The organism is Variovorax sp. 05T418, assembly GCF_056396385.1.
Window position 1 is genome coordinate 296,333 of sequence record NZ_JBFTLJ010000003.1, and the last position, 23,216, is coordinate 319,548.

Consider the following 23,216-nt stretch of genomic DNA (forward strand, 5'->3'; position numbering starts at 1 on the left):
ACTCCCCATCCCTCCATGCAGCGCCCGGCCAACATCCTGGTCATCGATGACGAGCCCGACCTGCGCACGCTGTACGAACTGACCCTGCTGCGCGAAGGCTATCGCGTCGAGGCCGCCGGCAGCGTGTCGGAAGCCTGGCAGCACCTGGAGGCGGGGCAGTTCGATGCGGTGATCACCGACATGCGGCTGCCCGATGGACAGGGCATGGAAATCATCCACCGCATCCAGAAGAACCAGCGCAGCGAGCGCTGCGTGGTGATGACGGCCTACGGCTCGGCCGAGAACGCGGTCGAGGCGCTGAAGGCCGGCGCCTTCGACTACCTGACCAAGCCGGTCGACCTGAAGCAGTTCCGCGCCGTGGTCGCGTCCGCGGTGCAGGCGCAGCAGGCAGCGCCGGCCAAGGCCTGGCAGGCGGCGCCCGCGGACCCGTTGCGCGCCGGCGCGCCGGCCGTTCCGGACAGCGGCGTCGCCGCGCTCGAGCGGCTGGTGGGCGACTCGGAGCCGATGCGCCTGGTCAAGTCGCGCATCGCCAAGGTGGCGCGCGGCATGGCGCCGGTGCTGGTGCGCGGCGAATCGGGCACCGGCAAGGAACTGGTGGCGCGCGCCGTGCATGCCTGCAGCCAGCGCAGCGAGGGCCCCTTCGTCGCGGTCAACTGCGGCGCCATTCCCGAGAACCTGCTCGAGGCCGAGTTCTTCGGCGCCCGCAAGGGCTCCTACACCGGCTCGTCGCAGGACCGCGACGGCTACTTCCAGGCCGCGCGCGGCGGCACGCTCTTTCTCGACGAAATCGGCGACCTGCCGCTGGCGATGCAGTCCAAGCTGCTGCGTGCGATCCAGGAGCGCAGCGTGCGCTCCATCGGCTCGACGCAGGAAGACGCGGTCGACGTGCGCATCGTGAGCGCCACCCACAAGGATCTCCATGCCGAAGTCCAGGCCGGCCGCTTCCGGCAGGACCTGTTCTACCGGCTCAACGTGATCGAGATCGCGGTACCCGCGCTGCGCGACCGGCGCGAGGACCTGCCCGCGCTTTGCGCCGCGCTGCTCGCGCGCATTGCGCAGGACGGCGGGCTGCCGGTGCCGCATCTTTCCGCCGAACTGCTGCGCCGCCTGGCCCAGCACCGGCTCGACGGCAACGTGCGGGAGCTCGAGAACCTGCTGCACCGCGCGGTGGCGCTCAACGACGGCGACGAACTGCACCTGGACCTGATGGCGCCGCGGCCGGAGGCTGCCGAGGCACCGGCCGAGACGGCCATCGCCGAACCCGCGCCCTCTTCTGCCGCCGCGGCCGGCGGCGAAGCGCCTCGGGCGGCCGCTGCGCCCGCCGCGGAATCCAAGCCTGTGGCGCCCGCCCTCCCCTCGGACCTGCAGGCCTACCTCGATCAGCAGGAGCGCGAGATCCTCGTGCGCGCGCTGCACGAAAGCGGCTTCAATCGAACGGCCGCCGCCGCGCGGCTCGGCATGAGCCTGCGCCAGATCCGCTACCGCATCGCGCGGCTGGGCATCACCACGCCCGGCGGCGACGAAGGTGCCAGCAGCACCAGCCATGCCGACGACTGAAGCACCGGCAAGCAACGACGACGGGCTCTGGCACGCCGGCTGGTACCGCTTTGCCAAGGCGCTGCGCTCGCCGAATTTCGGGCCCCGGCCCGCGGGCGCGCAGACCGACCTGATCGTGCTGCACTCCATCAGCCTGCCGCCCGGCGAATACGGCGGCGAGGCCGTGCAGCAGCTCTTCACCAACCAGCTCGACTGGGACGCGCACCCCTACTTCCAGTCGATCCGCGGCCTTGCGGTTTCCTCGCACTTCTATGTGCGGCGCAACGGCGAGCTCTGGCAGTTCGTGAGCTGCGACGATCGCGCCTGGCATGCCGGCGTGTCGTCGTGGCGCGGCCGCGAGAACTGCAACGACGACTCCATCGGCATCGAGCTCGAAGGCCTCGAAGGCCAGCCCTTCGAAGAAGCACAGTACGAGGCGCTGGCCAGCCTCTGCCCCGCCATCGCGCAGCACTACGCCATCGCGCACATCGCCGGCCACGAGCACATTGCGCCAGGCCGAAAACAGGACCCCGGCGCCGGCTTCGATTGGCAATTGCTGCGCGGGCACCTCGGCTGGAGTCCACAGATGTTTCCTCCGCAGGTGGTGCAGCGCTAATTTTTTCAATCGCGCGGCGCCTCGCGATGCGCCGGTCCCGCGGCGCAGCAATGAGAAAATTGCAGCCGCTGCATGCAGCAACCATGCGCCCTGCAAGCCCAAATCGGCCTGCAAGCCACGGCCCATGCGGGTTGCGACAACATAGGCCAGTATTCATGCGGCATCGACGGCCGTGACCTAGGCCGAAAGAAATATCGGCCAGGGTTGTATCCACTGGAAAACGCTACATCTAGTGGGTTGTACACCCCTCAGACCCTAGATATAGTGTCCTCCGTCCGGTCAACAACGCCGGCGCGACGCCCAACCAAGGCGTTGCCATCCAACAAGAATTGCCAACCGAGAGGAAGCGAATGCAAACAGCCCTGAACACCCCATCGACCTCGCGTGCCGTTCCCTCCACGCCCACGCAGCAGCAGCGCGACACCGCCGGCTCGCCCGCCGGACAGAACCTCGCGCACTACCAGATCATCCGCCGCAACGGCGCCGTGGTTCCCTTCGAACCCAACAAGATCGCCATCGCGATGATGAAAGCCTTCCTGGCCGTGCACGGCACCCAGGGCGCGGCTTCGGCCAGCGTGCGCGAAACGGTCGACGCGCTCACGCAAGGCGTGATCCGCGCCATGGTGCGTTCGCGTCCGGGCGGCGGCACCTTCCACATCGAAGACGTGCAGGACCAGGTCGAACTCGGCCTGATGCGCGGCGGCCACCACGAGATCGCGCGCGCCTACGTGCTCTACCGCGAGCGCCGCACGCAAGAGCGTTCCAAGCAGGTCGAGCAGGAAGCACCCGCCACGCCCACGCTGCACGTGCTGGACAACGGCGAACGCGTCGCGCTCGACCTGAACCAGCTCAAGGGCCTGATCGAATCGGCCTGCGAAAACCTGGGCGACAGCATCACCGCCGCGCCGATCGTCGCCGAGACCATGCGCAACCTGTACGACGGCGTGCCGCTCGACGAGGTCTACAAGGCCTCGATCCTGGCGGCCCGCACGCTGATCGAAAAAGACCCCGACTACACCTTCGCGACCGCCCGCCTGCTGCTGCACACGATCTTCAAGGAGATCATCGGCCGCGAAGTGATGCCCGCCGAGCGCGCCACCGCCTACGCCGACTACTTCCCGCAGTTCATCAAGAAGGGCGTCGAGAACGACCTGCTCGACGAGAAGCTGCTGCAGTACGACCTGCCGCGCCTGGGCGCCGCGCTCAAGGCCGAACGCGACAACCAGTTCGACTACCTCGGCCTGCAAACGCTGTACGACCGCTACTTCCTGCACGTGCGCAAGTCGCGCATCGAACTGCCGCAGGCCTTCTTCATGCGCGTGGCCATGGGCCTGTCGCTCGGCGAAATCGACCGCGAGGCCCGCGCCATCGAGTTCTACGAGGTGCTGTCGTCCTTCGACTTCATGTCGAGCACGCCCACCCTGTTCAACGCCGGCACGCTGCGCTCGCAGCTGTCCAGCTGCTACCTGACCACCGTGCCCGACGACCTGGACGGCATCTACGAATCGATCAAGGAAAACGCGCTGCTCTCCAAGTTCGCGGGCGGCCTGGGCAACGACTGGACCCGCGTGCGCGCGCTCGGCAGCCACATCAAGGGCACCAACGGCGAATCGCAGGGCGTGGTGCCCTTCCTCAAGGTGGTCAACGACACGGCCGTGGCCGTGAACCAGGGCGGCAAGCGCAAGGGCGCCGTCTGCACGTACCTGGAAACCTGGCACCTCGACATCGAGGAGTTCCTGGAACTGCGCAAGAACACCGGCGACGACCGCCGCCGCACGCACGACATGAACACCGCCAACTGGATCCCCGACCTCTTCATGCGCCGCGTGATGGAAAAGGGCACCTGGACGCTGTTCTCGCCCTCCAACGTGCCCGACCTGCACGACCTGTTCGGCGCCGACTTCGAGAAGGCGTATGTCGCCTACGAAGAAAAGGCCGCGCGCGGCGAGATCAAGCCTGCCCGCACCATCCAGGCCTCGGACCTGTGGCGCAAGATGCTCACGATGCTGTTCGAGACCGGCCATCCCTGGATCACGTTCAAGGACGCCTGCAACGTGCGCTCGCCGCAGCAGCACGCCGGCGTGGTGCACTCGTCGAACCTGTGCACCGAGATCACGCTGAACACCAGCGACACCGAAACCGCCGTCTGCAACCTGGGTTCGGTGAACCTGCTGCAGCACCTGAAGGACGGCAAGGTCGACCAGGAAAAGCTCAAGCGCACCATCTCGACCGCGATGCGCATGCTCGACAACGTGATCGACATCAACTACTACGCCGTGAAGAAGGCGCGCGACTCGAACCTGCGCCACCGCCCGGTCGGCCTGGGCCTGATGGGCTTCCAGGACGCGCTGTACGAACTGCGCATTCCCTACGCTTCGCAGGAAGCCGTGCAGTTTGCCGACGAGTCGATGGAAGCCATCTGCTACCACGCCTACTGGGCCTCGACCGAGCTGGCCCGCGAACGCGGCAAGTACTCGAGCTACAAGGGCTCGCTGTGGGACAAGGGGATCCTTCCGATCGACACGCTCGACCTGCTCGAAAAAGCCCGCGGCGGCTACGTCGAAGTGGACCGCTCGGCCACGCTCGACTGGGAGGCCCTGCGCCAGAAGATCAAGGCCGACGGCATGCGCAATTCCAACTGCGTGGCCATCGCCCCGACCGCGACCATCTCGAACATCATCGGCGTCGACGCTTCCATCGAGCCCTGCTTCGGCAACCTCTCGGTCAAGTCGAACCTGTCGGGCGAATTCACCGTCATCAACCACTACCTGGTGCGCGACCTGAAGCGCCTGGGCCTGTGGGACGACGTGATGGTGATGGACCTGAAGCACTTCGACGGTTCGCTGCGTCCGATCGACCGCGTGCCGCAGGACGTGAAGGCGCTCTACGCCACCGCGTTCGAAGTCGAGACCACCTGGCTGGTCGAAGCCGCAGCGCGCCGCCAGAAGTGGATCGACCAGGCGCAGTCGCTCAACATCTACATGGCCGGCGCATCGGGCAAGAAGCTCGACGACACCTACAAGCTCGCATGGCTGCGCGGCCTGAAGACCACCTACTACCTGCGCACGCAGAGCGCGACGCACGCCGAGAAATCCACCGTGCAGTCGGGCCGCCTCAACGCGGTGTCGTCGGGCAGCGATGCCTCTTCGGGCATGAGCGCACTCGAAGCCGCAGCTGCCGCAGCGAAGGCGCAGATGAGTGCAATGCCTGCCACCGACATCGCGTTCTGCGGCGTCGACGATCCGACTTGCGAAGCATGCCAATGACGCGCGAGTGAAGCGAGAGAGGTGCATGCACGACGCGCGGACCCTCAGTCGATCACGGCATCGACTGACATCGCGCGATGCATGAGAGCAACATAACAACCACATAAATGGAGCGCGACGTGAACGAGCACTTTGCAACTCACATCGTTGCTCCGATAATTGAGCATTGGATTTTTCTATGTTGACCTGGGACGAAGAAGTCAAGCCCTCCTTATCAAAGGATATGCAACAAGGATTGCAGCAACACCACGCATCGACCAGCGGCCTGTCCGCAGGCCGACCGGTGGATGCTCCGACTTCGTCGATTGCACAACAGCCCGTGGCACCCGCCGCGGCGCAGCGCGTCAAGGCTTCCGACAAGCGCATCATCAACGGCCAGACCGACGTCAACCAGCTGGTGCCGTTCAAGTACAAGTGGGCCTGGGAAAAATACCTCGCCACCTGCGCCAACCACTGGATGCCGCAAGAAGTGAACATGACGCGCGACATCGCGCTCTGGAAAGACCCGAACGGCCTGACCGAAGACGAGCGCCGCATCGTCAAGCGCAACCTCGGCTTCTTCGTGACCGCCGACTCGCTGGCCGCCAACAACATCGTGCTGGGCACCTACCGCCACATCACGGCGCCCGAATGCCGCCAGTTCCTGCTGCGCCAGGCCTTCGAGGAAGCGATCCACACGCACGCCTACCAGTACATCGTCGAGTCGCTCGGCCTGGACGAGAGCGAGATCTTCAACGCCTACAACGAAGTGCCGTCGATCCGCGAGAAGGACCAGTTCCTGATCCCGTTCATCGACGCCATCAGCGACCCGAACTTCAAGACCGGCACGCACGAGACCGACCAGACCCTGCTCAAGTCGCTCATCGTGTTCGCCTGCCTGATGGAGGGCCTGTTCTTCTACGTCGGCTTCACGCAGATCCTTGCGCTCGGCCGCCAGAACAAGATGACCGGCGCCGCCGAGCAGTACCAGTACATCCTGCGCGACGAGTCGATGCACTGCAATTTCGGCATCGACCTGATCAACCAGCTCAAGCTCGAGAACCCCGGCCTCTGGACCCCCGAGTTCAAGGCCGAGATCAAGGCCCTCTTCCTGAAGGCCGTCGAGCTCGAGTACAAATACGCCGAAGACACCATGCCGCGTGGCGTGCTCGGCATGAACGCCTCCATGTTCAAGGGCTACCTGCGCTACATCGCCAACCGGCGCGCGCAGCAGATCGGCCTCGAAACGCTCTTCCCGAACGAGGAAAACCCGTTCCCCTGGATGAGCGAAATGATTGACCTGAAGAAAGAGCGCAATTTCTTCGAAACCCGCGTGATCGAATACCAGTCGGGTGGTGCGCTCTCCTGGGATTGAATCGAATCTTTCGACAAGAATTAATGAATTCAAGAATTGCCCTTGCCACCGATCGCGCCGAAGAGCGCGGCATGGACGAGGGCTCAGGTGTTCATGGTGCTGGAGCTCAGATTCCAACGCCATGGATCGCTTCACGCTACCAACGTGCGTGGAGTGCTTCAATAGGTTGATTTTTTCAACTTGATCAAGGAGAAATAGAAATGGCAACTGCAAAGAAAGCGCCGGCTAAGAAAGCCGCTGCAAAGAAGGCTCCGGCAAAGAAGGTCGCGGCCGCTAAGAAGGCTCCCGCCAAGAAGGTAGCTGCGAAGAAGGCTCCGGCCAAGAAGGTCGCAGCGAAGAAGGTAGCCGCCAAGAAGGCGCCTGCGAAGAAGGTAGCCGCCAAGAAGGCAGCTCCGGCAAAGAAGGCCGCTGCCAAGAAGGCTCCGGCGAAGAAGGCCGCAGCGAAGAAGGCTCCTGCCAAGAAGGCGGCGGCGAAGAAGGCTCCGGCAAAGAAGGCCGCTGCCAAGAAGGCCCCTGCGAAGAAGGCTGCCGCCAAGAAGGCTCCTGCCAAAAAGGCTGCGGCCAAGAAAGCCGCGAAAAAGCCCGCTGCCAAGCCTGCCGCTGCTGCCAAGAAGCCTGCTGCCAAGAAGGCTGCCAAGGCTCCTGCCGTAGCGCCTGCTCCTGCTGCGCAAACGACGCTGAACCCCCAGGCAGCCTGGCCGTTTCCGACGGCCAGCAAGCCCTGAGTCTGCTCAGCAGCCTTGACGGCAAAAAACCCGGCACCTCACGGTGCCGGGTTTTTTTTATGGGCGCCTGCCAGCGGGCAGCTCAGAGGCCCAGCGCCTTCAGGTCGATCTGGTAGTTCTGCGGCCCGCGCTGCGCGATCTTGAGCGCGCCGATGCGGTTGCCGAGCGCCGCGCACTGCGCAAGCGGCCATTCCTTCTCGAGGCCGAACAAGAGCGCGCCGCGCCAGGCATCGCCGCAACCGGTGGGCTCGACCACCGCCGTCGGCGTCACGCCCGGCACATGCTCGCGCTCGCCGTCGATCCAGACCTCGCAGCCTTCCGCCGCCAGCGTGACGACCAGGCCGCGCACGCGCTTCGAGATCTCGGCCAGGCTCCAGCCGGTGCGCTGCGACAGCATCTTGCCTTCGTAGTCGTTGACGACGACCCAGCTCGCCAGGTCGACGAAGTGCTTGAGCGCCTCGCCGTCGAACATCGGCAGGCCCTGGCCCGGATCGAACACGAACGGAATACCGGCCGCGGCGAACTGCTCCGCATGCTGCAGCATCGCCTCGCGGCCGTCGGGCGCGATGATGCCGACGCGGATGTCTTCACGCGCGGCAATCTTCGTGAGGTGCGCCTGCTGCATCGCACCGGGGTGGAACGCGGTGATCTGGTTGTTGTCGACGTCGTTCATGATCATCGCCTGCGCGGTGAAGGTGTCGTCGAGCTGGCGCACGAACTCGGTGCTGATGCCCAGCATGCGCATGCGCTCCAGGTAGTCGGCGCCGTCGCTGCCGAGGGTGGCCATCGGCAGTGCGGTGCCGCCCAGCGCATTGAGGCTGTAGGCGATGTTGCCGGCACAGCCGCCGAAGTCGCGCCGCAGGCCCGGCACGAGGAACGACACATTGAGGATGTGCAGCTGGTCCGGAAGGATCTGGTCGGCGAACCGGCCCTCGAAGGTCATGATGGTGTCGAACGCGAGGGAACCGCAAATCACTGCTGCCATGGGTGAGCCGTTGGGTAGGAATGGGTGGATGAATGAAAAGGCGGGCGCGAGCCAGGCCTCAAGGATAGAACGCTTCGACGCGGTAGCCTGCAATGGGCGGCAGCGCGGCCGCCTCCGCTGCCGACAAGCTCAGCGGCAATGACGCGGCCTGGTCGGAGCGCGCCGCAAGCACCGCCGGTGCGCCGTAGTCCGCCGCCATCAGCACGCGTCGCACCACGGCGCGCTCCTGCGTGTCGAGCAACGAAAGCTCGATGGCCGGCATGGCCAGGGGAACGGCCGCGCCATTGCGCAGCGTGAAGCTGAGCCGGTAGTCGCTGTTGCCGGTTTTTTCGCGCGCGAAGGCCGCGCCCTCGATCACGATGTCGCCGATCTGCCGCAGCGCGGTGAGCTCGCAGCCGGTCACGCGGCACAGGCCCGCGAATGCGGGACGCAGGTTCGGCTGGCGCGCAACGATGCCGTCGCGTTCGTGGCGCAGGACCTGCACGACCAGAAGCAGGACGGCAAGCACGGCCAGCAGCCAGAGCCAGCGCCGCACCCCAGGCCGCTGCCAGACACCCGCAATGTCACGGCCCGAGTTCTCGTTGCCGTCGGAAAAAGGAAGCCGCTCCGAATCTTCCGCATCGCCGCGGACCGACGGCAGAGGCGAAGGGAGCAGGCCCGGCTCGGGCTCGCTCGCCTCCCGCACCATCGAGGCTGACATCTTTGCGGCGGCGCGCTCGTCGCGCGCCTTGGCGCTCGCAATCTTGGCCGACTTGATGCGGGCCCGGCGCAGCGCCTTTTGCATCTGCACCTGGTCGCGGTCTTGTTCGGGCGCGTGCTTTTCGTCTTCCTCGCTGGCCGTTGCCGCCATCTCGCGCGCCTTGAGGCGCAGGGCCGGCAACGGCGGTGCGGGCGGGGGCGGCGGCGAAGGCGGGGCCGCCAGATTCAGGTCGATGTTCGGAAACGGCGGCAGCGAACTCGCCGGCGGCCGCCATTCGGGCTCGTTGGCTTCGAAGTCGGTCCACAGCTCGTCGGCGACGATGCCGTGCGCCGGCAAGGCGAAGGTGGGCGCGGGCGTGGAGACAGGTGCCGATGCAGGCACGGGCTCCGGTGTTGGCGGCGGCTCGGCCTCGGAAGCCGCAGCCTCCGGCGGTTCGCGATCCTCGGGTTCGTCGTCGAAGAAATCCGCGTCTTCGATCGCATCGGAGGAGGACGGCGGCTCGGTCGGCGCGGCGGGTGCCGGCGCGGGGGGAGGCGCAGCGCTCGCGGCCGGCGGGCCATCGGGCGCCTCGTGCAGGTCGAGCGTGGCGTCGAACACGTGACTGCAGCGTCCGCAGCGCACCCAGCCATCCGAAATGCGAAGCTGGTCGCGCACCACCTTGAAGGTGGTGGCACAGGCGGGGCAGCGCGTGACGAGGCTCATGACGGGGCGATTGTAGGGTTGGGCCCTCGCCGCGCCAGTGGGATCAAACGCGAAACGGCAGGCGCGTGCGTCCTCAGCAGCGCGCCGTCATGAGGATCCAGCCGTCCTCGCTGTCGCTGACTTCGAGCGCGGCATAAGGCGCATAGGCTTCCTTCAGCTCGTCGGCCTGGCGCTCGAGGATGCCGGCCAGCACCAGCGATCCACCGGGCGCCACGTGGCTGCGCAGCAGTGGCGCAAGCACCTTGAGTGGCGTGGCCAGGATGTTGGCCAGCACGGTGCCGTAGTTGCCCTTGGCCGCTTCGGGCAGGCCGGCGTTCAGGCGCACGCCGTTGGCTTCGGCGTTGAGGCGGGTCGACGACACTGCCGCCTCGTCGATGTCGACGGCATCGATGTCGGTCGCGCCGAACTTCGCCGCGCCAATGGCCAGGATGCCGGAGCCGCAGCCGTAGTCGAGCACGCGCTGGCCGGCGAACGAACCCTGCCTTGCGATCCAGCGCAGGCACATGCGCGTGGTGGGATGGGTGCCGGTGCCAAAGGCCAGCCCCGGGTCGAGCCGCATCACCTGCCTTGCCTGCGCGGGCGGCTCATGCCAGGTGGGCACGATCCAGAATTCGGGCGTGATCTCGACCGGCGCGAACTGCGATTGCGTGAGCCGCACCCAGTCCTGCTCGGGCACCGGTGCCACGCCGAGCACCGCGCAGCCTTCGAAGAAGTCCTGCAGCGCAAGCACCGACGCCGCCTCTTTCGCAAGCGCTTCATCGGCAAACAGCGCAATCACGCGCGAACGCTGCCAGCCTTCCTTGGGCGGCGGCATGCCGGGCTCGCCGAACAGCGCCTGCTCCGCATCGGTCTGCGCATCGGCGTCTTCCACCGACACGCTCAGCGCATCGAGTGCGTCGAGCGCGTCGCTGACCGTTTCGACCCGGTCTTCCGGCGCCATCAGGCGAAGTTCGAACATGGCGTCGTTTCGTGGGTCAGCGCTTGTGCGCCGCCAGCCACTCTTCCAGATAGTGGATGTTGGTGCCGCCGCTCATGAACTTGGCGTCGACCATCAGCTCGCGGTGCAGCGGGATGTTGGTCTGGATGCCTTCGATCACGGTTTCGTTCAGCGCCGTGCGCATGCGCGCCATGGCCTGCTCGCGCGTGTCGCCGTAGACGATGATCTTGCCGATCATCGAGTCGTAGTTGGGCGGCACGAAGTAGTTGGTGTACGCATGCGAATCGACGCGCACGCCAGGGCCGCCCGGCGGGTGCCACATGGTGATGCGGCCCGGCGACGGCGTGAACTTCCAGGCGTCCTCGGCGTTGATGCGGCACTCGATGGCGTGGCCGCGCATCTCGATCTGGCGCTGCGTGAACGGCAGCTTCTCGCCGGCCGCCACCATGATCTGCGTCTTCACGATGTCGATGCCGGTGGTGAACTCGGTCACCGGGTGCTCCACCTGCACGCGCGTGTTCATCTCGATGAAATAGAACTCGCCGTTCTCGTAGAGGAACTCGAAGGTGCCGGCGCCTCGGTAGCCGATCTTCTTGCAGGCCGCGGCGCAGCGCTCGCCGATCTTCTCGATCAGCTTGCGCGGGATGCCGGGTGCCGGCGATTCCTCGATCACCTTCTGGTGGCGCCGCTGCATGGAGCAGTCGCGCTCGCCCAGGTAGACCGCGTTCTTGTGCTTGTCGGCCAGGATCTGGATCTCGACGTGGCGCGGGTTCTGGAGAAACTTCTCCATGTACACGGCCGGATTGCTGAATGCAGCGCCGGCTTCCGCCTTGGTCATCTGGATCGCGTTGATCAGCGCGGCCTCGGTGTGCACCACGCGCATGCCGCGGCCACCGCCGCCGCCGGCCGCCTTGATGATGACCGGGTAGCCGATGGCGCGGGCAATGCGCTTGTTGGTGGTGGCGTCGTCCGAGAGCTCGCCCTCGGAGCCCGGCACGCACGGCACGCCGGCCTTGATCATGGCCTGCTTGGCCGAGACCTTGTCGCCCATGACACGGATGTTTTCAGGCGTCGGGCCGATGAACTGGAAACCGCTCTGCTCCACGCGCTCGGCGAAATTCGCGTTCTCGCTCAGGAAGCCGTAGCCGGGGTGGATGGCCTCGGCGTCGGTCACCTCGGCCGCCGAGATGATGGCCGGCATGTTGAGATAGCTCAGCGACGAGGGCGCCGGGCCGATGCACACGGCCTCCTGCGCAAGCTTGACGTACTTTGCGTCGCGGTCGGCTTCGGAATAGACCATCACGGCCTTGATGCCGAGCTCGCTGCAGGCGCGCTGGATCCGGAGGGCGATTTCCCCCCGGTTTGCAACCAGGATCTTCTTGAACATGGTCACTCGATGATGAACAGTGGCTGGCCGTATTCGACCGCCTGACCGTTTTCGCCGAGGATCTGGGTGATCGTGCCGGACTTGTCAGCTTCGATTTCGTTGAGGATCTTCATCGCTTCGATGATGCAGACCGTGTCGCCCTCGTTGACCTTGCTGCCGATCTCGACGAAGGCCGGGGCACCCGGGCTGGAAGAGCGGTAGAAAGTACCCACCATCGGCGACTTGATCGCATGGCCGGCGGGTGCCGCTTCAGGTGCGGGGGCGCTGGGAAGCGCGGGTGCTGCCGGTGCGCCGGCGGCAGGAGCAGCAGCGGGTGCAGCCGCCACGGTCTGTACATATTGCACCGGGGCAGCGCCGCCGCCCTTGACGATGCGAACCTTGCCTTCGGTTTCAGTGATTTCCAGTTCGGAAATATTGGATTCCGACACCAAATCGATCAGTGTCTTGAGTTTGCGCAGATCCATGGAGCTCCAGTGCCGACTTTGCCGGTCAATAGGATGTAACTTGTCTGAAAATCGGTGATTTTCAGCGATTGGCGGCTAATGCCGAGTGTGTATCTGATTCTAACCGTGAACCAGTTCACGCCGCCAAGCGTCCAGGTCGGCCGCTTCGAGCTTGCCCATTTTACGGGCCGCCACTTCGCCCGTGCCGTTCAGGACCAGCGTGAACGGCAACCCGCCGCCCGTGTTGCCGAGATTCTTGACCAGCTCCGTGCCCTGCAGGCCGGCCAGGCCCGTGGGGTAGCTGACCGGCGTCTTCTGCAGGAACTTGCGCACCGCGCTCGGCTGATCGATGGCCAAACCAACGACTTGCCAGCCGTTCGCGCCATTTTCGCGGAAGAAGCGGTCGATCATCGGCATTTCTTCCACGCACGGCGGACACCACGTGGCCCAGAAGTTGAGCAGCAGCGGTTTGCCGCGCAAATCGGAAAACACCAGTTCGCCGCCCTCGGGCCGCTCGAAGCGCTGCGTCCAGAAGCTTGCGGCCAGCACTTCGCCCTTCGGGCTGCTGCTGCCGCGCTCACGCCACCATGCGCCGCCCAGTCCGGCCGCAGCGGCCGCGACCGCCACGCCGCCATAAAGGAGGCCTCGCCGTGTGGGCGAAGAAGTCATTCACTTGTCCTTTTCACTTTCGATCAGCCGGCGCAGCGCCGCGAGGTCGCCACGCGGCGTGCGGCCCTGGGCGTCGGGCCGGAGCGCGCCGCGCAGGTCGTCGAGGTCGTACACCAGCAGGTGCACCCCGATTTCCTCGCCCAGCGCGCGGCTTGCGGCATGCACGCTCAGCGCTTCCACCTGCTCGCCGTGAAACCCGGTGACCATGCGCGGCTCGTAGTCCACGTGGTGGTCGATCAGGGCAATCTCGGCCGACTTGGAATCATCGCAGAACAATTGAATATAAATGTCTGACAGCCGCGTGGCGGTGCCGTGCCAGACGGCGCCGCCCACATGCGGGCGGAACGCCGCCATGCGCTCCATCCATTCGAGCGCGAGCAGCCGCAGCGCACGCAGTTCCTGTGGCTGGGTGTCGGCGCAATAGAGCGCGATGTAGTCGCGCACCTCGGCCTCCACCTCGTCGTTGTTCGGCAGCGCCGTGCGCGAGGACAGGCCCAGGTCGCGCAGCGCCCGGCGCTTGGCCGGGCCGTACTCCAGCCCCTCCTCGACGACGAGGCGGGCTGCGGCGGCGGCAATCTCGCGCTTGGTGGACGTGTCCATCGGGACATTTTGCCCGCAGTACGGCGCCCCTCGCACAAACATCAGTACAGGGGACGAGGACGGGAGCGCGGACACCGCTTGCCGCCTCCCTAGAATCGGCCGATGCACATTCATATTCTTGGCATCTGCGGCACGTTCATGGGCGGATTGGCCGCCCTGGCACGCGAGGCAGGCCACCGGGTCACGGGCTGCGACGCCGGCGTGTACCCGCCCATGAGCGACCAGCTCCGGTCGCTCGGCATCGACCTGATCGAGGGCTTCGGCGCGGACCAGCTCGCGCTTTCACCCGACGTCTTCGTGGTCGGCAACGTGGTTTCGAGGGCCCGGCTGGCTGACGGCACGCCCAAGTTTCCGCTGATGGAAGCCATCCTCGACGCCGGCAGGCCCTACACCAGCGGACCGCAGTGGCTGGCCGAGCATGTGCTGCAGGGCCGCCATGTTCTGGCCGTGGCCGGCACCCACGGCAAGACGACCACCACCTCGATGCTGGCCTGGGTGCTCGAACAGGGCGGCAAGGCGCCGGGCTTCCTTGTGGGCGGGGTGCCGCTGGACTTCGGCGTCTCGGCGCGGCTCGGCAACGGTTCGGCCTTCGTCATCGAGGCCGACGAGTACGACACGGCCTTCTTCGACAAGCGCAGCAAGTTCGTGCACTACCGCCCGCGCACCGCGGTCCTCAACAACCTGGAGTTCGACCACGCCGACATCTTCGACGACCTGGCCGCGATCGAACGCCAGTTCCATCACCTCGTGCGCACGGTGCCGGGAACCGGCCGGCTGGTGGTGAACGCCACCGAGGAAAGCCTGCAGCGCGTGCTGGCAGAGGGCTGCTGGAGCGAACTGGCGCGCTTCGGCGCCGGCGGTCCGAACAGCGGATGGCAGGCCCGCGGCACGCATGACGCCTTCGACGTGCTGCGCCAGGGCGAGGCGGTCGGCCGGGTCGAGTGGGAGCTCTCGGGCCTGCACAACCAGATGAACGCGCTGGCCGCCATCGCGGCGGCAGAGCATGTGGGCGTGGCGCCGGCCGATGCGGCCCGCGCGCTCGGCAGCTTCAGGAGCGTGCGCCGGCGCATGGAGCTGCGCGGCAGCGTCGAGCGCAGCGGCGGCGCGATCACCGTCTACGACGATTTCGCCCACCATCCCACCGCCATCCGCACCACGCTCGACGGGCTGCGCAAGAAGCTCGACGACGCCGGCCGGCAGGGCGAGCGCATCCTCGCGGCCTTCGAGCCGCGCAGCAACACGATGAAGCTGGGCGTCATGGCGGCGCAGCTGCCGTGGAGCCTGGAAGCGGCCGACCTGTCGTTCTGCCACACGGCCGGCCTCGACTGGGACGCCGCCGCGGCCCTGGCCCCGATGGGCGAGCGCGCGCAGGTGGCCGGTGCCATCGAACCGCTGGTGGCGCAGATCGTCGCGGCGGCGCGGCCCGGCGACCACATCGTCTGCATGAGCAACGGCGGCTTCGGCGGCGTGCACGACAAATTGCTTGCAGCGCTGCGCGCGGCCAGCGCAGCATGACGGCCATGCGCGCCCGCGAACTGATCGAGAGCCTGAAGCTGCAGCCCCACCCCGAGGGTGGCTGGTACAGCGAGGTGTTCCGCTCGGCGGCGAGCGTCGTTCCCACCGACGGCCGCACGCCGCGCAGCGCGCTCACCAGCATCTACTTCCTGCTCGAGGCCGGACAGCATTCGCGCTGGCACCGGGTGCTGTCGGATGAAGTGTGGGTGCACCTGGAAGGCGTGCCGCTGGCGCTCTGGACCTGCGATGCCGCGCTGCGCACGGCGCCGGCCCATGTGCGCCTGGGCCCGGTCGATGCGCACGGCACGCGCCCCCAGCATGTGGTGCCGGCCGGCCAGTGGCAGGCCGCCCGGCCGATCCAGGGCCACGCGAGCGGCGACTACACGCTGGTCGCCTGCATGGTCGGCCCGGGCTTCGACTTCGCCGACTTCTCCCTGGTGCCGCCGGACAGCGATGAAGCCGCCGCCATGCGGCACCACTGGCCGGACCTGGCCGGGATGCTTTGACCCTGTTGTTCAGCCCCGGCGCTGCTTGATCGCCTGCGACAGGGTGTCCAGCACCTGCACCGAGTCGTCCCAGCCCAGGCAGGCGTCGGTGATGCTCTTGCCGTATTCGAGGCCTGAGAGCTGGTCCTTGCCCGGCGTGAACTTCTGCGCGCCGGCCTGCAGGTGGCTTTCGACCATCACGCCGAAGACGCGGTTCGAACCCCCGGCGATCTGGCCGGCGATGTCCTTGGCCACGTCGATCTGCTTCTGGTGCTGCTTGGAGCTGTTGGCGTGGCTGCAGTCGACCATCAGCGTGGGCGGCAGCTTGGCGGCCTCGAGGTCCTTGCAGGCGGCCTCGACGCTGGCCGCGTCGTAGTTGGGCGCCTTGCCGCCGCGCAGGATCACGTGGCAGTCGCGGTTGCCGTTGGTCTGCACGATCGCGACCTGGCCGTTCTTGTGCACCGAGAGAAAGTGGTGGCCGCGCGCCGCCGCCTGGATGGCGTCGGTGGCGATGCGGATGTTGCCGTCGGTGCCGTTCTTGAAGCCGATGGGCGCCGACAGGCCCGAGGCCAGTTCGCGGTGCACCTGGCTTTCGGTGGTGCGCGCGCCGATCGCGCCCCAGGCGATCAGGTCGCCGATGTACTGCGGCGAGATCACGTCGAGGAACTCGCTGCCCGCCGGCAGGCCGAGCCGGTTGATGTCGATCAGCAGCTGGCGCGCCATGCGCAGGCCTTCGTCGATGCGGTAGCTCTCGTCCAGGTACGGGTCGTTGATGAGGCCCTTCCAGCCGACCGTGGTGCGCGGCTTCTCGAAGTACACGCGCATCACGATCTCGAGCGTGCCGGCGTACTTTTCGCGTTCCACCTTGAGGCGGCGGGCGTATTCGAGCGCCGCGGCCGGGTCGTGGATCGAGCACGGGCCCATGACCACCAGCAGCCGGTCGTCCTTGCCCGCCATGATGTTGTGGATGCTGCGGCGGGTGCCTTCGATCAGCGTCTCGACCGGCGTGCCGCGGATCGGGAAGAAGCGGATCAGGTGTTCGGGAGGGGGCAGCACGTTGATGTCCTTGATGCGTTCGTCGTCGGTCTTGCTGGTTTTTTCGACGCTCGCATACCAGCTGTCGCTGGCGGGGGCAGTGTTCGTGCTCATGGTGCTTTCCTTGTTGGAGTGGATATCGTCAGGGCATAAAAAAACCGCCGGGGCTCGAGGCGCCGGCGGTTTTGGGAGGGTGTTCGTTTGCTTTACGCGCTCGCCTCTCGTCCGCCGGAAACCGGGAACCAAAAGTAGGCAAAGAAGTAAGCGCGGAGGGCGGACATGTGGGCGGAATGTAGCACGGAAAACGAAGAGCCGGGAAAAAGGCCCGGCTCCGAAGGGCTCAGCGGTAGCCGGATTCGTTGGGGTTGTGGATGATCCAGATCAGGTTGCCGCTGGAGTAGTCGCCCATGCCGCCGCCCGCGAAGACCAGGCGGCCCTGGCCCTTGTAGGTCATCTCGTAGCGGTGGCGGTCGCTGCCGAAATAGAACGGAATGAAGGCCTTGCCCGTGACGTAGGCGCCCTGGTCGGTCGGCGGACCGGCCAGGTCGGTGACCTGCTTGGCGCTCATGCCGATCTGCAACCGCGTGAACCTGCTGTTGCGCGCGGGGTTGCCGGTGATCTCGCCTTCGTAGCCATTCAGGCCCTTGACGGTGCGGCCGCTGCCGGCTTCGACCTTGGAGGAATCGACCACGTTGCCCTGGGCATCCATGCCCGCCTTGGCGCCGCCGCGGGCCGGTGCTGCCGGCGCGGCAGCGGGTGCCGCCGCGGGCTGGCTGCCGCCCGAGCCGCCGCGCGAAGCGCAGCCTGCGGTTGCGAGTGCCACTGCGGCAGCCGCGGCCCACAGGGCCGCAGACGAATTGATCCTGATCCTCTTCATCGAATGCTCCTCTTTGTAAAAATCGAGGAGCGGAGCTTAGCAAGGCCTCAGGCCGTTCCGCCTACGGTCAAACCATCGATGCGCAGGGTGGGCTGGCCGACGCCGACCGGCACGCTCTGGCCTTCCTTGCCGCAGGTGCCCACGCCCGAATCGAGCTTCATGTCGTTGCCGATCATGGTCACGCGGGTGAGCGCGTCGGGGCCGTTGCCCACGATGGTCGCGCCCTTGACCGGGTACTGGATCTTGCCGTTCTCGACCCAGAAGGCCTCGCTGGCCGAGAACACGAACTTGCCGCTCGTGATGTCGACCTGCCCGCCGCCGAAGTTGGTGGCGTACAGGCCCTTCTTGATGCTGGCCACGATTTCCTTCGGGTCCTTGTCGCCGCCGAGCATGTAGGTGTTGGTCATGCGCGGCATCGGCACGTGGGCGTAGCTCTCGCGGCGGCCGTTGCCCGTGGGCTTGACCTTCATGAGGCGCGCGTTGAGCGAATCCTGGATGTAGCCCTTGAGGATGCCGTCCTCGATGAGCACGTTGCGCTGGCTCGCGTTGCCTTCGTCGTCGACGTTCAGCGAGCCGCGGCGGTCGGCAATGGTGCCGTCGTCGAGCACCGTCACGCCCTTGGCCGCCACGCGCTGGCCGATGCGGCCCGAGAACGCGCTCGAGCCCTTGCGGTTGAAGTCGCCTTCCAGGCCGTGGCCGATGGCTTCGTGCAGCAGGATGCCGGGCCAGCCGGAGCCGAGCACCACGGTCATCTCGCCAGCAGGCGCCGGGCGTGCATCGAGGTTGGTCAGCGCGGCCTTCACGGCCTGGTCGACGTATTCGGCGATCTGCGTGTCGTTGAAGTAGGCCAGGCCGAAGCGCCCGCCGCCGCCGCCCGAGCCGACCTCGCGCCGGCCGTTCTGCTCGGCGATCACGGTGACCGACAGGCGCACCAGCGGCCGCACATCGGCCGCCAGCGTGCCGTCGGCGCGCGCCACCAGCACCACGTCGTATTCGCTCGCCAGGCCCGCCATGACCTGCGCCACGCGCGGATCGCGCGAACGCGCGAGCTTCTCGACCTTTTCGAGCAGCTTGACCTTGGCCGTGCTGTCGAGCGTGGAAATGGGGTCGACGCCGTTGTAGAGCGAGCGGCTTGAGGCAATCTTGCGGGTGGCCGTCTTCACGCGGCCGGTGCGGCCCGCCGAGGAAATGGAGCGCACCGTGCGGGCCGCGTCGAGCAGCGAAGCCTCGGAGATGTCGTCCGAATAGGCAAAGGCCGTCTTCTCGCCGCTGACCGCGCGCACGCCGACGCCCTGGTCGATGCTGAAGCTGCCGGTCTTGACGATGCCCTCTTCCAGGCTCCAGCCTTCGCTGCGCGTGTACTGGAAGTACAGGTCGGCGTCGTCCACCCGGTGCGCGGTGATCTCGGCCAGGGCCTTGCTCAGGTGCGATTCGTCCAGGCCGAAGGGCGTGAGCAGGAGCTTTTGCGCCGTGGCGAGGCGCTCGATGGTGGGTTCGCGGGAGATCATGGCGCCATTCTAGGCAGCCGCCCTCTTCCGTGCCGGGCCCAAGGGCACTGGCGCTAGTTCTGGGCGAGCTTTCGGGCCCGGGCGATCGACATCAGGATGCCCAGCCCCAGCCCCAGCGTGACCATGGCGGTGCCGCCATAGCTGATGAACGGCAGCGGCACGCCCACCACCGGCAGGATGCCGCTCACCATGCCCATGTTGACGAAGGCATAGGTGAAGAAAATCATCGTGACCGCGCCCGCCAGCAGGCGCGAGAACAGGGTCTGCGCCGCGGCGGCAATGGCCAGCCCGCGGAAGATCAGCAGGATGAAGGCTGCGATCAGCGACAGGTTGCCCACCAGACCGAACTCCTCGGAATAGGCGGCAAAGATGAAGTCGGTGGTGCGCTCGGGGATGAATTCGAGGTGCGTCTGCGTGCCCTGCATGAAGCCCTTGCCGCCGACCCCGCCCGAGCCGATGGCGATCATGCCCTGGATGATGTGGAAGCCCTTGCCCAGCGGATCCTTGCTGGGGTCGAGCAGCGTGCACACGCGCTGCTTCTGGTAGTCGTGCAGCACGCGCCAGTCGACGCCGTCGGCGCACAGCTGCGATTCGAAGCCCACGATCAGCGTGACCGCCACGGCACCGATCACCACCGGCGGCACGATCAGCTTCCAGGGCAGCCCGGCAAAGAAGATCACCGCCATGCCAGCCGCCAGCACCAGCAGCGAGGTGCCCAGGTCGGGCTGCTTCATGATGAGCCCGACCGGCACCGCCAGCAGCACCGTGGCCACCACGAAGTCGAGCGGCCGCAGCTGGCCCTCGCGGCGCTGGAACCACCAGGCCAGCATCAGCGGCATTGCGATCTTGAGGATTTCGCTCGGCTGGATCACCACGCCCACGTTGATCCAGCGCTGCGCGCCCTTCTTGGTGATGCCGAACAGCGCCACCGCGACCAGCAGCGCCACCCCGGTCGCGTAGAGCGGCACCGCGAACATCATCAGCCGCTGCGGCGGCACCTGGGCCACCACGAACATGATGAAGCCGGCCAGCAGCATGTTGCGGCCGTGGTCGGCAAAGCGCGAACCATGGTCGTAGCCCGACGAATACATGGTCAGCAGCCCGGCAAAGGCCAGCAGCAGCACGGCAAAAGCCAGAAAGCCGTCGAAGCCCTGGAAGATGGGCGCGACCCGGCGCGCCAGGGAGGGCTGGTTGAACACTGCGGACATGGGGGCGGATTATCCGCGCCCCGCCGGGCATTTCAGGCGAAGCCGAGCTGAACGACCGTGCGCCCCGGTCGGCTTTCGAGCGCCAGCCGTGCGCCGATGGCCGCGGCACGCTCGGCCAGCGCCCTGGGCACCTGCTGCGCGTCGAAGCCCTGGCCGTCGTCGATCACGCGCAGCTGCACGGCGCCGGCCGGCGCTTCGGCCTCGATCCTGAGCGTCCGGGCCTGGGCATGCTGCAGCACGTTGGAAATCGCCTCGAACAGCAGGAACTGCAATTGCCGCATGGCTTGCGCGTCGAGCCGCTTCACGTCGGGCACCTCGTCCACCGCCCACTCGAACTGGATGCCCGCGGCCGCCAGCCGCGGCTCCAGCCGGTAGCGCAGCGCCGCCAGCAGCGCGCCGACGTCGCCCGGCGGCAGGTGGATGGAGTCGATCGCCAGCTTGAGCTGGTCGAGCGAGTCGCACAGCGTCCGCAGCAATTCCTCGGGGCTCGCCTGGCCCGACTGCAGCTGACGGATGGCCGAGCTGATGTGCGAGCCCACGCCGTCGTGCATGTCGCGCAGGATGCGCTCGCGCTCGTGGGTGCGCGCCTGGTCGCGCGCCACCTGCTCGAGCGCGGCGAAGGTGGACGCGAGTTCGCGTTCGCGCTGCGCCACGCGCTCGGCCAGGGCCGCGACCGAGCCGCGCGCCTGCACGCTCGCGGCATGGAAGCGCCGCAGCACGATCAAGAGCAGCGCGATGCCGAAGAACACGGAGGAATAGCGCACCCAGGTGGTCTCGCCGTAGGCGTCGCTCAGGCGGATCACGAGCCAGTCGCGGGTGCCGAAGCCCAGCGTCACCAGCGCGGCGGCGGCCACCAGCAGGCGGCCCACGTTCGGCCGCCGGATGGTGGCCACGGCAAAGGCGCCGACGAACAGCGCGACGAACCCGATCTCCAGTGCGAGCCAGCCGGTGAGCCAGTAGGGCTCCTCGCGGTGAAGCGCGAGGGCGGTGGCCACCACGGTTCCGGGCACCACGCCGGCCATCGGCCAGCGCAGCCAGCGCATGCGCGGGCGGCGGTGCCAGCCCGCGAGGTGGTAGCAGAACATCATGGCCGACGTGGCCCAGCCCGCATAGCAGGTGGCCATGAGCACGCCCCAGGCGCCCCAGGGCAGCGGCGGTTCGGCGATCACGCCGTCGGCCACGCGGATCGCCCAGCAGAACTCGGCCAGCGCGGCCCAGAAATAGAGGCTGTCGCGCCGGCGCCATCCGGTGGCGGCGGCATCCACCTGCGTGAGCCACAGCGCCAGCGCGATGCTGCCGACGATCAGGCTGAAGGCGGTCAGGAGCACCGAGCCGGTGAAGCGCCAGGCATAGGCGCTTTCGAAGAGATCGGTGCGCACCGGTGTCGCCGGCCCGATGGTCACGCGCGACAGCCCGCCCCTGCGGGCGCTGTCGGCGCGTATGCGGACCTGCAGGCGGTTCTCGCCGGGCTTCAGCAGGTGCCCCGGCACCGGCACGTAGAGCGGCGCCTTGGCGTAGTCCGGCCCGTTGCCGCTGGCGAGGTCGCCATAGACCTGCAGCAGCGCGTCGTTGAGCCAGACCTCCAGAACGCTGCCGGCGCGCGGAACGAAGATGCCCCAGGGCACCTCGGGCTCGGCGTCGAGCGTGAACGGCAGCTCGAAGGTCGCGTAGCCGGGGCGTCCGCCGTGCTGGCGGTCCCAGTGGTAGGAGAGTTCGACGGGCGCCTTGTGCGTGGCGCCGTCGACGGTGGTCCACACGGTGCCGCGGCGCAGTTCGATCGTGCCCTCGGCCGCCGCGGCCGCCGCCGGCTGCGCTGCCAGCAGCAGAGTTGCCGCGAGCCACAGCGCGGCAAGAGCCCTGCCCGCCCGCCCGAACATGCGTCCGGCCACGCGATTCACCCCGGATGGGACAGCAGGCCGAGGCGCGTGGCCTCGAACACGGCCTCGCTCTTGGAGTGCACGGCCAGCTTGCCGTAGAGATTCTTGATGTGCGTCTGCACCGTATGCACGCTCAGGCCCTTGAGGCGTGCGATCTCGGCATAGGAAAAACCGCGCGCGATCAAGGTCAGCACCTCGTGCTCGCGCGCGGACAGCAGGCTGGGCGCCGTGGTGGTGTTGCCGAGGGCCGCCTCGGGCGGCGCGGCGGCGAGCGTTCCGGCCAGCTGCAGGCTGCGGTACTTGGCCAGCACGCGCCGCGCGATCATGGGCGAGATCGGCGAGGCGCCGGCCTTCATCTCGACGATGGTCTGCGCAATGTCTTCCGGCGCGGCGTCCTTGTGGATGTAGCCGACGGCGCCGGCCTCGATGCTGGCCAGCACGTTTTCCTCGTCGCCGAAGACCGAGATCACCAGCGGCTCGCAACCCGGAAAGCGCGCCACGGCCTCGCGGATCACGTCGAGCCCGCTGCCGTCGGGCATGCCGAGATCGACCAGCAGCACGTCGGGAATGATGGTGGCCTGGGCCATCCACGCCAATGCCTCGTGCACCGTGCCGGCGCTTCCGAGCCAGAAAAGGCTGGCGCTGCGCTGCACGCTCGCCTCGAAGAAGGCGCGCGCGCGGCTGTCGTCCTCGACCACGAGCACGCCCCAGCGGTGCGTCTTCCCGGTGTCCGTTGCCTCGATGTTCATGGGCTTGAGCATAAGCTTCGGCGCAACGCAAAAGGGCCGGCG

20 protein-coding genes are annotated in these 23,216 nt (G+C 67.2%); 7 read left to right on the forward strand and 13 right to left on the reverse strand.

Annotated features, from left to right (window positions below):
* Positions 1-15 precede the first annotated feature (15 nt).
* The 5 genes from AC1DMS_RS07385 to AC1DMS_RS07405 all read left to right on the forward strand — a co-directional run bounded on the left by AC1DMS_RS07385 (position 16) and on the right by AC1DMS_RS07405 (position 7,497).
* The gene (locus AC1DMS_RS07385; protein WP_012746107.1) at positions 16-1,557 is read left to right on the forward strand and encodes a sigma-54-dependent transcriptional regulator; all 1,542 of its coding nucleotides are present in this window, start codon (positions 16-18) and stop codon (positions 1,555-1,557) included.
* Entirely contained in the window at positions 1,544-2,152 is a 609-nt protein-coding gene (ampD, locus tag AC1DMS_RS07390; RefSeq protein WP_012746106.1) for a 1,6-anhydro-N-acetylmuramyl-L-alanine amidase AmpD, read from the forward strand. Before AC1DMS_RS07385 ends, ampD begins: the two co-directional genes overlap by 14 nt.
* A 350-nt stretch (positions 2,153-2,502) precedes the next feature.
* A complete protein-coding gene (locus tag AC1DMS_RS07395) occupies positions 2,503-5,418 on the forward strand; it encodes a ribonucleoside-diphosphate reductase subunit alpha (RefSeq protein WP_012746105.1) in 2,916 nt (971 codons plus the stop codon).
* A 178-nt stretch (positions 5,419-5,596) separates the two neighbouring features.
* Positions 5,597-6,772 carry a ribonucleotide-diphosphate reductase subunit beta gene (locus AC1DMS_RS07400; protein WP_012746104.1) on the forward strand — a complete coding sequence of 392 codons (1,176 nt, stop codon included), beginning with the start codon at positions 5,597-5,599 and terminating at the stop codon, positions 6,770-6,772.
* A 200-nt stretch (positions 6,773-6,972) separates the two neighbouring features.
* Positions 6,973-7,497, forward strand: a complete 525-nt coding sequence (locus tag AC1DMS_RS07405; RefSeq protein ID WP_012746103.1) for a histone H1-like DNA-binding protein — start codon at positions 6,973-6,975, stop codon at positions 7,495-7,497.
* An 82-nt stretch (positions 7,498-7,579) separates the two neighbouring features.
* Here AC1DMS_RS07405 and AC1DMS_RS07410 read toward each other — a convergent pair whose 3' ends face one another.
* The 7 genes from AC1DMS_RS07410 to AC1DMS_RS07440 all read right to left on the reverse strand — a co-directional run bounded on the left by AC1DMS_RS07410 (position 7,580) and on the right by AC1DMS_RS07440 (position 13,920).
* Positions 7,580-8,482: a carbohydrate kinase family protein gene (locus AC1DMS_RS07410; protein WP_012746102.1), complete on the reverse strand. Its 903-nt coding sequence runs from the start codon at positions 8,480-8,482 to the stop codon at positions 7,580-7,582.
* 58 nt (positions 8,483-8,540) lie between these two features.
* Positions 8,541-9,884 carry a zinc-ribbon and DUF3426 domain-containing protein gene (locus AC1DMS_RS07415; protein ID WP_478180839.1) on the reverse strand — a complete coding sequence of 448 codons (1,344 nt, stop codon included), beginning with the start codon at positions 9,882-9,884 and terminating at the stop codon, positions 8,541-8,543.
* A gap of 73 nt (positions 9,885-9,957) precedes the next feature.
* Positions 9,958-10,842, reverse strand: a complete 885-nt coding sequence (gene prmA / locus AC1DMS_RS07420) for a 50S ribosomal protein L11 methyltransferase (RefSeq protein ID WP_012746100.1) — start codon at positions 10,840-10,842, stop codon at positions 9,958-9,960.
* Positions 10,843-10,858: 16 nt separating this feature from the next.
* Entirely contained in the window at positions 10,859-12,208 is a 1,350-nt protein-coding gene (gene accC / locus AC1DMS_RS07425) for an acetyl-CoA carboxylase biotin carboxylase subunit (RefSeq protein WP_012746099.1), read from the reverse strand.
* Positions 12,209-12,210: 2 nt separating this feature from the next.
* Positions 12,211-12,672 carry an acetyl-CoA carboxylase biotin carboxyl carrier protein gene (accB, locus tag AC1DMS_RS07430; protein ID WP_012746098.1) on the reverse strand — a complete coding sequence of 154 codons (462 nt, stop codon included), beginning with the start codon at positions 12,670-12,672 and terminating at the stop codon, positions 12,211-12,213.
* A gap of 99 nt (positions 12,673-12,771) precedes the next feature.
* Positions 12,772-13,320: a TlpA family protein disulfide reductase gene (locus AC1DMS_RS07435; protein WP_012746097.1), complete on the reverse strand. Its 549-nt coding sequence runs from the start codon at positions 13,318-13,320 to the stop codon at positions 12,772-12,774.
* Positions 13,321-13,920 (reverse strand): hypothetical protein, encoded by a 600-nt coding sequence (locus AC1DMS_RS07440; RefSeq protein ID WP_012746096.1) that lies wholly within the window; start codon positions 13,918-13,920, stop codon positions 13,321-13,323.
* A 102-nt stretch (positions 13,921-14,022) separates the two neighbouring features.
* On the opposite strand from AC1DMS_RS07440, the gene mpl reads away from it, so the two are divergent.
* Complete coding sequence (mpl, locus tag AC1DMS_RS07445; protein WP_012746095.1) at positions 14,023-15,435, forward strand: UDP-N-acetylmuramate:L-alanyl-gamma-D-glutamyl-meso-diaminopimelate ligase; 1,413 nt, start codon at positions 14,023-14,025, stop codon at positions 15,433-15,435.
* The gene (locus AC1DMS_RS07450) at positions 15,432-15,941 is read left to right on the forward strand and encodes a cupin domain-containing protein (protein WP_012746094.1); all 510 of its coding nucleotides are present in this window, start codon (positions 15,432-15,434) and stop codon (positions 15,939-15,941) included. Before mpl ends, AC1DMS_RS07450 begins: the two co-directional genes overlap by 4 nt.
* Before the next feature lie 9 nt (positions 15,942-15,950).
* On the opposite strand, the gene AC1DMS_RS07455 is transcribed toward AC1DMS_RS07450, so the two are convergent.
* The 6 genes from AC1DMS_RS07455 to AC1DMS_RS07480 form a co-directional block, all read right to left on the reverse strand.
* The gene (locus AC1DMS_RS07455) at positions 15,951-17,069 is read right to left on the reverse strand and encodes a 3-deoxy-7-phosphoheptulonate synthase (RefSeq protein WP_012746093.1); all 1,119 of its coding nucleotides are present in this window, start codon (positions 17,067-17,069) and stop codon (positions 15,951-15,953) included.
* Between the two features lie 226 nt (positions 17,070-17,295).
* A complete protein-coding gene (locus tag AC1DMS_RS07460) occupies positions 17,296-17,832 on the reverse strand; it encodes a hypothetical protein (RefSeq protein ID WP_012746092.1) in 537 nt (178 codons plus the stop codon).
* Positions 17,833-17,879: 47 nt separating this feature from the next.
* Complete coding sequence (tldD, locus tag AC1DMS_RS07465) at positions 17,880-19,340, reverse strand: metalloprotease TldD (protein WP_012746091.1); 1,461 nt, start codon at positions 19,338-19,340, stop codon at positions 17,880-17,882.
* A gap of 53 nt (positions 19,341-19,393) precedes the next feature.
* Entirely contained in the window at positions 19,394-20,548 is a 1,155-nt protein-coding gene (gene rodA / locus AC1DMS_RS07470) for a rod shape-determining protein RodA (RefSeq protein ID WP_012746090.1), read from the reverse strand.
* A 32-nt stretch (positions 20,549-20,580) separates the two neighbouring features.
* Positions 20,581-22,446: a sensor histidine kinase gene (locus tag AC1DMS_RS07475; protein ID WP_244883406.1), complete on the reverse strand. Its 1,866-nt coding sequence runs from the start codon at positions 22,444-22,446 to the stop codon at positions 20,581-20,583.
* Entirely contained in the window at positions 22,443-23,186 is a 744-nt protein-coding gene (locus AC1DMS_RS07480; protein ID WP_012746088.1) for a response regulator transcription factor, read from the reverse strand. The genes AC1DMS_RS07475 and AC1DMS_RS07480 overlap by 4 nt, the downstream gene beginning before the upstream one ends.
* Between the last annotated feature and the right edge of the window lie 30 nt (positions 23,187-23,216).